At 60.0% G+C, this 12,426-nt stretch carries 11 protein-coding genes and 1 pseudogene; 9 read left to right on the top strand and 3 right to left on the bottom strand.

Annotated elements, in window-relative coordinates; all coding sequences use genetic code 11:
• The first annotated feature begins 14 nt into the window (after positions 1–14).
• Entirely contained in the window at positions 15–431 is a 417-nt protein-coding gene (locus ACIONG_RS23370) for a DUF3010 family protein (RefSeq protein ID WP_401302981.1), read from the top strand.
• A gap of 143 nt (positions 432–574) precedes the next feature.
• On the opposite strand, the gene ACIONG_RS23375 is transcribed toward ACIONG_RS23370, so the two are convergent.
• Positions 575–1,519 carry a GlxA family transcriptional regulator gene (locus ACIONG_RS23375; protein ID WP_401302983.1) on the bottom strand — a complete coding sequence of 315 codons (945 nt, stop codon included), beginning with the start codon at positions 1,517–1,519 and terminating at the stop codon, positions 575–577.
• A gap of 192 nt (positions 1,520–1,711) precedes the next feature.
• Between ACIONG_RS23375 and ACIONG_RS23380 the strand changes: the two genes are divergently transcribed.
• The 6 genes from ACIONG_RS23380 (at position 1,712) to ACIONG_RS23405 (ending at position 7,354) form a co-directional block, all read left to right on the top strand.
• Positions 1,712–2,656: a choline ABC transporter substrate-binding protein gene (locus tag ACIONG_RS23380; protein ID WP_213026798.1), complete on the top strand. Its 945-nt coding sequence runs from the start codon at positions 1,712–1,714 to the stop codon at positions 2,654–2,656.
• Positions 2,657–2,776: 120 nt separating this feature from the next.
• Positions 2,777–3,664 (top strand): 3-keto-5-aminohexanoate cleavage protein, encoded by an 888-nt coding sequence (locus ACIONG_RS23385; RefSeq protein ID WP_401302985.1) that lies wholly within the window; start codon positions 2,777–2,779, stop codon positions 3,662–3,664.
• Between the two features lie 172 nt (positions 3,665–3,836).
• Complete coding sequence (locus ACIONG_RS23390; RefSeq protein WP_401302987.1) at positions 3,837–4,802, top strand: L-carnitine dehydrogenase; 966 nt, start codon at positions 3,837–3,839, stop codon at positions 4,800–4,802.
• 227 nt (positions 4,803–5,029) lie between these two features.
• Positions 5,030–5,506 (top strand): thioesterase family protein, encoded by a 477-nt coding sequence (locus ACIONG_RS23395; RefSeq protein ID WP_213026801.1) that lies wholly within the window; start codon positions 5,030–5,032, stop codon positions 5,504–5,506.
• 24 nt (positions 5,507–5,530) lie between these two features.
• Entirely contained in the window at positions 5,531–6,694 is a 1,164-nt protein-coding gene (locus ACIONG_RS23400) for a gamma-butyrobetaine dioxygenase (protein ID WP_401302990.1), read from the top strand.
• 396 nt (positions 6,695–7,090) lie between these two features.
• On the top strand, positions 7,091–7,354 hold the full coding sequence (locus tag ACIONG_RS23405; protein ID WP_103304375.1) for a hypothetical protein: 264 nt from the start codon (positions 7,091–7,093) through the stop codon (positions 7,352–7,354).
• Positions 7,355–7,466: 112 nt separating this feature from the next.
• Here the strand turns inward: ACIONG_RS23405 and ACIONG_RS23410 are convergent, their stop codons facing one another.
• Positions 7,467–8,570 (bottom strand): GlxA family transcriptional regulator, encoded by a 1,104-nt coding sequence (locus ACIONG_RS23410; RefSeq protein ID WP_007949927.1) that lies wholly within the window; start codon positions 8,568–8,570, stop codon positions 7,467–7,469.
• 607 nt (positions 8,571–9,177) lie between these two features.
• On the bottom strand, positions 9,178–10,554 hold the full coding sequence (locus ACIONG_RS23415) for an L-serine ammonia-lyase (protein WP_315448263.1): 1,377 nt from the start codon (positions 10,552–10,554) through the stop codon (positions 9,178–9,180).
• 436 nt (positions 10,555–10,990) lie between these two features.
• Between ACIONG_RS23415 and ACIONG_RS23420 the strand changes: the two genes are divergently transcribed.
• Positions 10,991–11,935 carry a choline ABC transporter substrate-binding protein gene (locus tag ACIONG_RS23420; protein WP_315448265.1) on the top strand — a complete coding sequence of 315 codons (945 nt, stop codon included), beginning with the start codon at positions 10,991–10,993 and terminating at the stop codon, positions 11,933–11,935.
• A gap of 66 nt (positions 11,936–12,001) precedes the next feature.
• Positions 12,002–12,426, top strand: a pseudogene (locus ACIONG_RS23425) (choline ABC transporter permease subunit); the annotation flags it as partial.

Below are 12,426 nucleotides of genomic sequence, written 5' to 3' on the forward strand. Positions count from 1 at the left end.
TCAAAGGATTTCCCATGAACATCTGCGGCATCGAAATCAAAGGCAGCGAAGCGATCATCGCCGTGGCCGCTCTCGACGGTTCGAACCTGAGCCACGTCGCCTTCAGCACCAAGAAAATCGCCCTCGACGATGACGACGAGGCGGCTAACGTCAAGCGCTTCGCGGCGCAGGTTGCTTCGTTTGTCCGTGAGAACTCGATTGACCGGATTGCGATCAAGAAACGCAGCAAGAAGGGTGAGTTTGCCGGTGGGCCGACGACGTTCAAGATTGAGGGGGTGTTTCAGTTGCTGGATGGGTGTGAGGTGACGTTGTTGTCGCCGCAGACGATCAATGCGCAGGCGAAGAAGCACAATTTCGAACTGCCGGGGACGCTGAACAAGTATCAGCATGAGGCTTACAAGGCGGCGTGTTCGGCGTTGGTGAAGAAATAACCCGATTCCCGACATCACATTGGAACCTGTGGGAGCGGGCTTGCCCGCGATGGCGGTGTGTCAGGCAATAACAATGTTGGATGTGCTGGCCTCATCGCGGGCAAGCCCGCTCCCACAGGGTTCTATGGCGTTGCTGAAACCGTTCAGGCCTGGGCGGTACGCCGGTCTTCCCGGGGGCACCGTGCAAACTTCGCCCGATAGCTGCGAGTGAAGTACGACGGCGATTCAAAGCCGCAGGCGATGCTGACTTCCAGCACACTCATGTCGGTCTGACGCAACAGCTGCCGGGCCTTTTCCAACCTCAGGCGTAGATAGAAATTGCTCGGCGTGTCGTTCAGATGTAGCCGAAACAAACGCTCAAGCTGCCGCCGCGTCACCTTGATCGATTCCGCCAGTTGCAGCGTGGTCAACGGTGGTTCGCTGTGTTGTTCCATCTCGCCAATCACCTGCACCAGCTTCTTGTTGCTGATGCCGTAGCGCGTGGCGACTTCCATGCGCTGGTGGTCCTTGCGCGGGCGGATCCGTCCCAATACGAACTGCTCGCTGACCTGAATCGCCAGTTGCGGGCCGTGGGCCTGGGCGATCAGGTCGAGCATCAAATCGATGGAGGCGGTACCGCCGGCCGAGGTGATGCGCCGGCGGTCAATCTCGAACAGTTCCTGGGTCACGCTGAGCTGTGGATAAGATTCCTTGAAGGCATCGATGGCTTCCCAGTGCAGGGTCAGGCGATGGCCATCGAGCAAACCGGCCTCGGCGAGCACGAAACTACCGGTATCGATGGCGCCGAGGGTGACGCCTTCGTTATCCAGCCGCCGCAGCCAATGTTCCAGCGTCGGCGTGGCGCACTTCAGCGGTTCGAACCCGGCCACCACCAACAGCGTCGCACCTTTCTTCAAAGGTTCCAGCGCCGCATCGGCGTTGACCGACATGCCATTGCTCGCGAGCACCGGCCCGCCATCGGCACTGAGCACATGCCAGCGGTACAACTCGCCACGAAAACGGTTGGCCACGCGCAGCGGTTCAATCGCAGAGATAAAGCCAATGGCGGAGAACCCCGGCATCAGCAAGAAGTAGAAGTCCTGGGACATGGGCGCACTCGGTTGGCGGGTAGCGTGGAATGTTGATACGCCAGTTGTCTTCGGCATTCAAGAGCACAGGTCGCTACAGTGCAAATGCCAGTCGCCGCAGTGCGCTTTCAAAGGCACACAGCTGCGTAACTTTGCATCACCGGCGCATCAGACGCCGGGAACCACAATAAACGACCTGCCGAGGAACCCGACATGAAACGACTGATCAGCAGCTGTGTTCTTGCACTCAGCGGTACCGCTTTCTTGAGCGCCAGCGTCATGGCGGCCGAACCCGCGTCTTGCCAGAACGTACGCATGGGCGTGGTCAACTGGACCGACGTGATCGCCACCAGTGCCATGACCCAGGTCCTGCTCGACGGCCTCGGCTACAACACCAAACAAACCAGCGCGTCCCAGCAAATCATCTTCGCCGGTATCCGTGACCAGCGGCTGGACCTGTTCCTCGGCTACTGGAACCCGCTGATGACCCAGACCATCACCCCGTTCGTCGACGCCAATCAGGTCAAAGTCCTCGAAGCACCGAGCCTGAAAGACGCCCGCGCCACCCTCGCCGTGCCGACCTATCTGGCCGACAAGGGCCTGAAAACCTTCGCCGACATCGCCAAGTTCGAAAAAGAACTGGGCGGCAAGATCTACGGCATCGAGCCGGGCTCGGGCGCCAACACGCAGATCAAGGCGATGATCAGCAAGAACCAGTTCGGCCTCGGCAAATTCCAGCTGGTTGAATCCAGCGAAGCCGGGATGCTCGCCGCCGTTGATCGCGCCGTGCGCCGCAAGGAGGCCGTGGTGTTCTTCGGCTGGGCGCCGCACCCGATGAACGTCAACGTAAAAATGACCTACCTCACCGGCAGCGATGACGCCCTTGGCCCGAACGAAGGCATGGCCACGGTGTGGACGGTCACTGCGCCGAAATACGCCGAACAGTGCCCGAACGTCGGCCGCCTGCTGAGCAACCTGACGTTCACCGCCGAAGACGAGAGCCGGATGATGCAGCCGCTGCTTGATCACAAGGACGCCTTTGAGTCGGCCAAGCAATGGCTCAAGGATCACCCGGAAGACAAGCAGCGCTGGCTCGACGGCGTGACCACCTTCGATGGCAAACCGGCCGCAGAGAACCTGCAACTGACCAGCAAATAACCCTCTCATTTAAAGGCCCCTCACCCTAACCCTCTCCCATAGGGAGAGGGGACTTACCGAAGCTTCGCAGCCCCGAAAAGGGCTGCGGACAGACCCATCACGCCTGAAGGAATCCGCACCATGAACCACGACGTCATCATCACCTGCGCACTCACCGGTGCTGGCGACACGACCGCCAAGAGCCCGCACGTGCCGGTCACCCCGAAACAAATCGCCGCTGCCGCCGTGGAAGCAGCCAAGGCTGGCGCTACCGTCGTGCACTGCCATGTGCGCGATCCGCAGACCGGCAAGTTCAGCCGCGACGTGGCGCTGTACCGCGAAGTGATGGAGCGCATCCGCGAGGCGGACGTCGACATCATCGTCAACCTCACCGCCGGCATGGGTGGCGACCTGGAGATCGGTGCCGGCGAGCACCCGATGGAGTTCGGCCCGAACACCGACTTGGTCGGCCCGCTGACCCGCCTGACCCATGTTGAACAACTGCTGCCGGAAATCTGCACTCTCGATTGCGGCACGCTGAATTTCGGCGATGGCGACACCATTTACGTCTCCACCCCGGCGCAATTGCGCGCCGGCGCCAAGCGCATCACCGAGCTGGGCGTAAAAGCCGAGCTGGAAATTTTCGACACCGGCCACCTGTGGTTCGCCAAGCAGATGATCAAGGAAGGCCTGCTCGATAACCCGCTGTTCCAGCTGTGCCTGGGCATCCCGTGGGGCGCGCCGGCCGACACAACCACCATGAAAGCCATGGTCGACAACCTGCCCGCCGACGCGGTGTGGGCCGGGTTCGGCATTGGCCGCATGCAGATGCCGATGGCCGCGCAAGCAGTCCTGCTCGGCGGCAACGTGCGGGTCGGGCTGGAAGACAACCTGTGGCTGGACAAGGGCGTGCTGGCAACCAACGGCCAACTGGTCGAACGCGCCACCGAGATCCTCAGCCGCTTGGGCGCCCGGGTACTGACCCCGGCGGAAGGTCGCAAGAAAATGGGCCTGACCCAGCGCGGTTAACCCTACATCTATTCCCTTTGGGAACCGGAATTGTGGCGAGGGGATTTATCCCCGTTCGGCTGCGCAGCAGTCGCAAAATTCTTGGGGCCGCTGCGCGACCCAACGGGGATAAATCCCCTCGCCACAAGAACCGGTTTCACACGGGATCACCGAATATTTTCAGGAATTCGCCATGAGCTTTATCACCAACATCAAAACCTTCGCCGCACTGGGCAGCGGTGTCATCGGCAGCGGCTGGGTGGCCCGTGCCCTCGCCCATGGCCTCGACGTGGTGGCCTGGGATCCGGCGCCCGGCGCTGAAGCGGCACTGCGCAAACGCGTAGCCAATGCCTGGGGTGCGCTGGAGAAAAACGGTCTGGCGCCCGGCGCCTCGCAGGATCGTCTGCGTTTTGTCGCGACCATCGAAGAGTGCGTCTGTGATGCCGATTTCATTCAGGAAAGCGCCCCGGAACGACTGGAGCTGAAACTCGATCTGCACAGCAAAATCAGCGCGGCGGCCAAGGCCGATGCGCTGATTGGTTCGAGCACTTCGGGTCTGCTGCCGAGCGAGTTCTACGAGAGTTCGACGCATCCAGAGCGCTGCGTGGTCGGTCACCCGTTCAACCCGGTTTATCTGCTGCCATTGGTCGAAGTCGTGGGTGGCAAGAACACCGCGCCGGAAGCTATTCAGGCAGCGATGAAAGTCTACGAATCCCTCGGCATGCGCCCGTTGCACGTACGCAAGGAAGTGCCCGGTTTCATCGCCGACCGTTTGCTCGAAGCGCTGTGGCGTGAGGCGCTGCATCTGGTCAACGACGGCGTGGCGACTACCGGTGAAATCGACGATGCGATCCGCTTTGGCGCCGGTTTGCGCTGGTCGTTCATGGGCACGTTTCTGACTTACACGCTGGCCGGTGGTGATGCCGGTATGCGCCACTTCATGTCGCAATTCGGTCCGGCCTTGCAGTTGCCGTGGACGTATCTGCCGGCGCCCGAGCTGACGGACAAGTTGATCGATGATGTGGTGGATGGCACCAGTGAGCAGCTTGGCCGCCACAGCATTTCGGCGCTGGAGCGCTATCGTGATGATTGTTTGCTGGCGGTGCTTGAGGCGGTGAAGACCACCAAGGAAAAGCATGGCATGAGTTTCAGCGAGTAATGCGTTCGCTTCAAACCGTTGCCCTCACCCTAGCCCTCTCTCAGGGGTAGAGGGGACTGACCGCGTTGTTCATGCGAACTACGCCGACCTGCACCACCGAGCCGAACTCCAATATTGAAAGGCCCCCGATCGGCTCCCTTTCCCCCTCTCCCCCCTGGGGGAGAGGGCTGGGGTGAGGGGGGGGTAGCTTTTGATCTTGAAGACCACCTGACTGCCGGAACCCAATCATGCCCACCCTCACCACCTACCAAACCCGCATCATCCCCGAATGGGTCGACTACAACGGCCACCTGCGCGACGCCTTCTACCTGCTGATCTTCAGCTACGCCACCGACGCTCTGATGGATCGCCTCGGCATGGACAGCAACAACCGCGAAGCCAGCGGCAATTCGCTGTTCACCCTTGAACTGCACCTCAACTACCTGCACGAAGTGAAGCTCGATACCGACGTCGAAGTGCGCACGCAAATCATCGGCCACGACAGCAAACGCCTGCACCTCTATCACAGCCTGCACAAGGCTGGAGAGGATCAGGAACTGGCGGGCAACGAACAGATGCTGTTGCACGTTGACCTCTCTGGCCCACGCTCGACGCCTTTCAGCACGGACACCTTGAGCCATCTGCAAAGCATCGTCGCCGAGCAGCAAGACCTGCCCTCTCCCACCTACATCGGCCGCGTCATTGCCCTGCCACCCGCCCGGTAAATTCATCGATCACAAGGAGCCGCCATGCACACCGCTGCCGCTGTTGCCGATTTCCGTACTTATCCGTTGATCAGCGCGCTGAGCGGCGTGCAGAGTCTGGCGGATCGCATTGCAATTGAATGGGCCGACGGGCGCGTCAGCCCGTTTCACCACGTCTGGCTGCGGGACAACTGCCCGTGTCAGCACTGCGTCTATAGCGTCACCCGTGAACAGGTCTTCGAAATTGTCGATGCCGCTGAAGATCTCAAGCCTGTCGCCGCGCACATCGACACCGACGGCTGCCTGCGCATCGACTGGCAGGACGGCCACCTCAGTCGTTTCGATCCAGGCTGGTTGCGTGCGCATGCCTACGACGACGAATCTCGCGCCGAACGTCTGGCCGCCAAGCCCAAGGCGTACCTGTGGCACAACGACTTGCAGTTGCCGGTGTTCGAATATTCGGCGCTGATGAACGACAACGCCGCGTTGCTGCAATGGTTGATCGCTGTACGCGACATCGGCCTGACCCAGGTGCGCGGTGTACCCACCGAACCAGGTTCGCTGAAGCAGATCGCGCAGCGCATTTCCTTCATTCGCGAAAGCAATTTCGGCGTGCTGTTCAACGTGCAATCCAAAGCCGACGCCGACAGTAACGCCTACACCGCTTTCAATCTGCCGCTGCACACGGATCTGCCCACCCGCGAGCTGCAACCGGGGCTGCAATTTCTGCATTGTCTGGTGAATGACGCCGAGGGTGGCGAGAGTATTTTTGTTGATGGATTTGCGATTGCCGAGGCATTGCACAGCGAAGACCCGGCATCGTTTCAGGCGCTGTGCGAAATCCCCGTGGAGTTTCGCAACAAGGATCGCCATAGCGACTATCGGTGTCTCGCGCCGATCATCGCGCTGGATGCATTGGGACGTGTGGCGGAAATTCGCATGGCGAATTTTCTGCGCGGAGCGTTCGATAGGTCGGTGGAGCAGATGCCGTTGCTCTATCGCGCCTATCGACGCTTGATCGCGATGACCCGCGAGCCACGGTTTCGGCTGATGCAGCGGCTCAATCCGGGGGAGCTGTGGTGCTTCGATAACCGCCGCACCTTGCATGCGCGCAATGCGTTTGATCCGGCGACCGGGGCGCGGCATTTCCAGGGGTGCTACATCGATCGGGATGAGTTGTTGTCGCGGATTCTGGTGTTGCAACGCTAGACCGCGTCATCGTTCATCGCGGGCAGGCTCGCTCCCACAGGGTTCGGCGTCGAAAACAAATAATTGATCAGACCCAAAACCTGTGGGAGCTGGCTTGCCAGCGATGGCGTCAGCAAAAAACAATCCGGACTTCTCTGATTCACAGTCAAAAAAAGCCCCGATACAAGCCGTGACAGGATCGGGGCAGAAGCTACTGTTGAGGAGCTGCCGTGCGAGGGTGACCAAACCTTCGTGTTGCAAGCTGAGTTCAGTGTGCCCACTCCCCTCAGCGACGAGTTAGCCGAAAACGACCTGTTCATAGCCGTCGCGGCCACTGCGACAAATCGCCCTTGCCGTCCCTTCCCATGCCTACCAGAATCGAGCCACGACCTCCGTTGCCGAAGAAGGATGCGCGTCATGATGTATGCCGATTTGATCGATCAGGAAGACCTGTTGGGACAGCTCAAGGCATTGGGTTTTCAGGTACCGAGTGGCTCCACAGCGGAGCAGGCCTGCGAGTGTGCAGTGCGCGGTCTGGATAATGTGCGCGCATTTGAACTGCGCAAGATGGTCAAGGATATGTACACCAGCGGCGCCAGCATCCAGCCAGCGGTGCGTCAGGCGATCGACAAACAGTTGTTGCCGGCATTGGCGCAATACCAACAGACCCACAGCGCCTGACAGGCCGCCATCGCTGGCAAGCCAGCTCCCACATTGATCCGGGCAAACACAACATTTGTGTACTGCACAGATCCTGTGGGAGCTGGCTTGCCAGCGATAGGGGCGACTCGATCTACAGCCTTACGCTGGCAAACGTCGACTCGTTACGCGCCTGACTCAACGCCGACATCGGCCCCGACAGTGGCGACATCACAATCGCCTGCGGCAGCGGCAGCATCGCCACTTGCTGGGTGGTGTTGGAACCTACGCGTTCGTCACGCGGCGGAATGCCGAAGTATTCGCGGTAGCACTTGGAGAAGTGCGGCGTCGAGACGAAACCACACACCGAAGCCACTTCGATGATCGACATCGGCGTCTGCTTGAGCAACTGCCGGGCGCGGATCAGGCGCAGCTTGAGGTAGTAGCGCGACGGCGAGCAGTGCAGGTATTTCTGGAACAGCCGCTCCAGCTGGCGACGCGATACGGCGACGTACACCGCCAGTTCGTCGAGGTCGATCGGCTCTTCGAGGTTGGCTTCCATCAGAGCGACGATTTCCTGCAACTTCGGCTGGTTGGTGCCGAGCATGTGCTTGAGCGGCACGCGCTGGTGATCCTGCTCGTTGCGGATACGTTCGTAGACAAACATTTCCGAAATCGCGGCAGACAGTTCACGGCCGTGATCGCGGCTGATCAGGTGCAGCATCATGTCCAGCGGTGCAGTGCCGCCGGAGCTGGTGAAACGGTTACGGTCGAGGGTGAACAGACGCGTGCTCATCGCAACGCGCGGGAAAGCTTCCTGCATCGCCGCCAGACATTCCCAGTGCACGCTGCAATCGAAACCGTCGAGCAGGCCGGCGCAGGCCAGGGCCCAGCTGCCGGTGCACACGGCGCCGAGGCGCTTGGACTGGCGCGCCTGGCTTTGCAGCCACGAGACGTGTTCACGGGTAACCGTGCGCTGAATGCCGATCCCGCCGCAAACAATCACGGTGTCCAAGGGCGGGGCTTTGTGCATGGAGGCATCGGGAGTGATTTGCAGACCGTCACTGGCCCACACTTGGCCGCCATCGACGGTGAGGGTGCTCCAGCGATACAGCTCACGACCGGACAATTGATTGGCCATGCGTAGCGGTTCTACCGCAGAGGCCAGGGAAATCAGCGTGAAATTGTCCAGCAGCAAAAAGCCGATGGATTGAGGCGCACGGTTCTGGGGTTGGGCCCCGGAGTTGAACGACGTCATCGCGGTATCTCCTCACACAAAGCGGGTGATGGCCTCAGGCGGAGGCTCTTGTTATTGCCGCGTGCTCATGCGGGAGACGGGCTTTGTTATGACAGAGCAATTGCCATGCCTAAAATTGAATGGCCGTTCAATAACTCCTGAAAACGACGTCGCGACGTGTCTATTCGAGACGTCCGACGAAAGGTATTTCGAAGTGCCATCAGCGTTGGTGAGAGCTCTGCTCCGTTGCCTGTGAGCAAATCGGTAGCACTTGTGGGAATGGGCCTGCGCGCGGTTGTTTCGGAGTGTCACCGCAGGCACGGGTGACGGACGGTAGCGTGTGCTGATTGCCTGTTACAGGTGGGAAAGACTCTTATCTGATTGCGACGCGCTAAAAGGTGGCGTGATTGATCGTGAGTGTTCACTTGATGAGCAATTTTGACTGGTCTGAGGCGCTCCAATTTTTCCAAATCAAACATAAATCCTGTGGCGAGGGGATTTATCCCCGATCGGCTGCGCAGCAGTCGTAAACCCATTCACCGCGGTGTGTCAGGCAAAACTCAATTACAGGATTTGGGGCCGCTTCGCAGCCCATCGGGGATAAATCCCCTCGCCACAGAAAAATGTGTCAGCACTCAACGGCACTGACCGCCAAGCCACCGCGCGATGTCTCTTTATATTTGTCATGCATGTCGGCACCGGTATCACGCATGGTGCGGATCACCCGGTCCAGCGAGATAAAGTGCTGACCATCCCCACGCAACGCCATCTGCGCCGCGTTGATCGCCTTCACGGCGGCAATCGCATTGCGCTCGATGCACGGTACCTGCACCAGACCGCCAACCGGATCGCAGGTCAGGCCGAGATTGTGTTCCAGACCGATTTCTGCGGCGTTGCACAGTTGCTCCGGCGTCGCCCCGAGGATCTCCGCCAGCCCTGCCGCCGCCATCGCGCAGGCCGAACCGACCTCGCCCTGGCAGCCGACTTCGGCACCCGAGATCGAAGCGTTCTTCTTGCACAGAATGCCCACCGCCGCCGCACCGAGGAAATAGTCGACCACGTTGGCGTCGGTGACCGCTTCGCTGAACTTCATAAAGTAGTGCAACACCGCCGGGATGATCCCCGCCGCACCGTTGGTCGGCGCCGTGACCATGCGCCCGCCGGCCGCGTTCTCTTCATTCACCGCGAGGGCAAACAGGTTGACCCACTCCATCGCACTCAACGTCGAGCCGATCACATTGGGCTTGTTCAGCTCCTGCAGGCTGCGATGCAACTTCGCCGCACGCCGACGCACATTCAATCCACCGGGCAGAATGCCTTCGTGCTTGAGGCCCTGCTCGACGCAGTCCTGCATCGCCCGCCACAGCTTCATCAGCCCGGCGCGGATTTCCTCTTCGCTGCGCCAGACCTTTTCGTTGGCCATCATCAATTCGGCGACGCGCAGGTTGTTCTTCTTGCACAGCTCCAGCAGCTCGACGGCGCTGGAAAAGTCATAAGGCAACTCGGTGCGATCCAGATCGACCACGCCACTGGACGCCTGCGCCTGATCCACCACGAAACCGCCGCCCACCGAATAGTAGGTGTCGCGATGCAGTTCACCGTGATCACCCTCGGCAACAATCGTCATCGCATTGGGATGGAACGGCAGATTCTCGTCGATCAGGCGCATGTCCCGTGCCCAGACAAACGGCACCGACAAACGACCATCCAATAGAAGGGTATGAGTTTCGCGCAGCGCCTGAATGCGCGGGCCGATCTGCGACGGGTCGATAGCGTCCGGCCACTCGCCCATCAGGCCCATGATCACCGCGTTGTCGCTGCCGTGACCGATACCGGTGGCCGACAACGATCCGAACAATTGCACTTCTATACGACGCACCTGTTCCAGTAGGTGCTTGTTCCGTAGCGACTCGACGAACAACGCCGCGGCGCGCATCGGCCCGACGGTGTGGGAACTGGAAGGGCCGATGCCGATTTTGAACAGGTCGAAAACGCTGATAGCCATTGCTGCAGAGCTCCTGAGGATGCCGATCCGGGGCGATAAGCGCCCGCTGGCGGAGCTGCTACGCTCAAGCTGCGATCCGCCGGAATGCCCGCATCATCAGGCTTTTGTCAGGTCGCACGGCGTCTGACACCGACGCACTCATGCCCACTAACGCCGTGCCGCTTTCGTCCCCGGTTTTCGCCGTTTTTATGCGGTTCAGATGGCCAGACGGGGCCAAAAAAAGCTGTAAGCGACGTCACTGACACTGGATGCGACCATCCCTGTACTGGATACGACGCCCCCTGTAGGCGTCAGATTTTCACTGGTACATGATCGTTATGACTCGATTGCAAGGCGCCGTGGTAGAGCTGTCTCCAGAACGCCATCCAACCGCAACCTATAAGTGCGGTGGTCCACAGTCGGAACACTGCCAAAAAAAACACCAAGGAGTCCATCCATGAAAGGTTCCCCATCGTTGTTGTTGGCCGCCATGCTGAGTCTGCCGTTACTGGCTCAAGCTGCAGAACCGGCGCAGTGCAGTACCGTTAACTTCTCCGATGTCGGCTGGACCGACATCACCGCCACCACCGCTACCACCTCCGTTGTCCTCAACGCCCTCGGCTACAAGACCAAGACCACCATGATCTCCGTGCCTGTGACCTACAAGTCGCTGGCCGACGGCAAGAACATGGACGTGTTCCTCGGTAACTGGATGCCGACCATGGAGAACGACATCAAGGCTTACCGCGAAGCTGGCACCGTGGAAACCGTGCGCACCAACCTCAAGGGTGCCAAGTACACCCTCGCCGTGCCGCAAGCCCTGTATGACAAGGGTCTGCATGACTTCGCCGACATCGCCAAATTCAAGAAAGAACTCGACGGCAAGATCTACGGCATCGAGCCTGGCAACGACGGCAACCGTCTGATCCAGAGCATGATCGACAAAGACGCCTTCGGCCTGAAAACCGCCGGTTTCAAAGTCGTCGAATCCTCCGAAGCGGGCATGCTCTCGCAGGTTGACCGCGCGCAGAAACGCGACACCGCCGTGGTCTTCCTCGGCTGGGCGCCGCACCCGATGAACAAGCGCTTCAAGATTCAATACCTGACCGGTGGCGATGACTTCTTCGGCCCCGATTTCGGTGCTGCAACCGTGGCGACCAACACCCGCAAGGGCTACGCCACCGAGTGCAGCAACGTCGGTCAGTTGCTGAAAAATCTGGAGTTCACTGTCGACATGGAAAGTGAACTGATGGGCAACATCCTCGACGACAAGATGAAGCCTGACGCGGCCGCCAAGGCCTGGCTGAAAAAGAATCCACAGGTGCTCGATACCTGGCTCGCTGGCGTGACCACCATTGACGGTAAACCTGGCCTGGAGGCCGTGAAAGCCAAACTGCAGTAATCGCTTATGCCGGGGGAGCCAGCTCCCCCGGGCTGTTTATTTCCTTGCATGCGGACGTTCACTACCATGCTGATTGATCAGAAAATACCTTTAGGCCAGTACATCGCGGGCTTCGTTGAATGGTTGACGCAACACGGCGCCAGCACCTTCGACGCAATCGCCGTGACCCTGGAAACGATGATCCACGGCGTGACGTTTGCGCTGACCTGGTTCAACCCGCTGGTCTTGATCGGCCTCATCGCTCTGATTGCGCATCTGATCCAGCGCAAATGGGGATTGACCGCTTTCGTTATCGCCTCCTTCCTGCTGATCCTCAATCTGGGGTACTGGCAGGAAACCATGGAAACCCTCGCCCAGGTCATGTTCGCGACCCTGGTCTGCGTGGTCATCGGCGTGCCGTTGGGCATCGTCGCCGCGCACAAACCGCTGTTCTACACGCTGATGCGTCCGGTACTCGATCTGATGCAGACCGTACCGACCTTCGTTTACCT

It is taken from the genome of Pseudomonas sp. NPDC087817 (genome assembly GCF_044742875.1).
Classification (GTDB): Bacteria; Pseudomonadota; Gammaproteobacteria; order Pseudomonadales; family Pseudomonadaceae; genus Aquipseudomonas.

Excerpts from the sequence above, each read along its gene's own strand:
- ACIONG_RS23370 (WP_401302981.1), top strand. The coding sequence starts at position 15 with ATGAACATCTGCGGCATCGAAATCAAAGGCAGCGAAGCGATCATCGCC.
- ACIONG_RS23375 (WP_401302983.1), bottom strand. The coding sequence starts at position 1,519 with ATGTCCCAGGACTTCTACTTCTTGCTGATGCCGGGGTTCTCCGCCATT.
- ACIONG_RS23380 (WP_213026798.1), top strand. The coding sequence starts at position 1,712 with ATGAAACGACTGATCAGCAGCTGTGTTCTTGCACTCAGCGGTACCGCT.
- ACIONG_RS23385 (WP_401302985.1), top strand. The coding sequence starts at position 2,777 with ATGAACCACGACGTCATCATCACCTGCGCACTCACCGGTGCTGGCGAC.
- ACIONG_RS23390 (WP_401302987.1), top strand. The coding sequence starts at position 3,837 with ATGAGCTTTATCACCAACATCAAAACCTTCGCCGCACTGGGCAGCGGT.
- ACIONG_RS23395 (WP_213026801.1), top strand. The coding sequence starts at position 5,030 with ATGCCCACCCTCACCACCTACCAAACCCGCATCATCCCCGAATGGGTC.
- ACIONG_RS23400 (WP_401302990.1), top strand. The coding sequence starts at position 5,531 with ATGCACACCGCTGCCGCTGTTGCCGATTTCCGTACTTATCCGTTGATC.
- ACIONG_RS23405 (WP_103304375.1), top strand. The coding sequence starts at position 7,091 with ATGATGTATGCCGATTTGATCGATCAGGAAGACCTGTTGGGACAGCTC.
- ACIONG_RS23410 (WP_007949927.1), bottom strand. The coding sequence starts at position 8,570 with ATGACGTCGTTCAACTCCGGGGCCCAACCCCAGAACCGTGCGCCTCAA.
- ACIONG_RS23415 (WP_315448263.1), bottom strand. The coding sequence starts at position 10,554 with ATGGCTATCAGCGTTTTCGACCTGTTCAAAATCGGCATCGGCCCTTCC.
- ACIONG_RS23420 (WP_315448265.1), top strand. The coding sequence starts at position 10,991 with ATGAAAGGTTCCCCATCGTTGTTGTTGGCCGCCATGCTGAGTCTGCCG.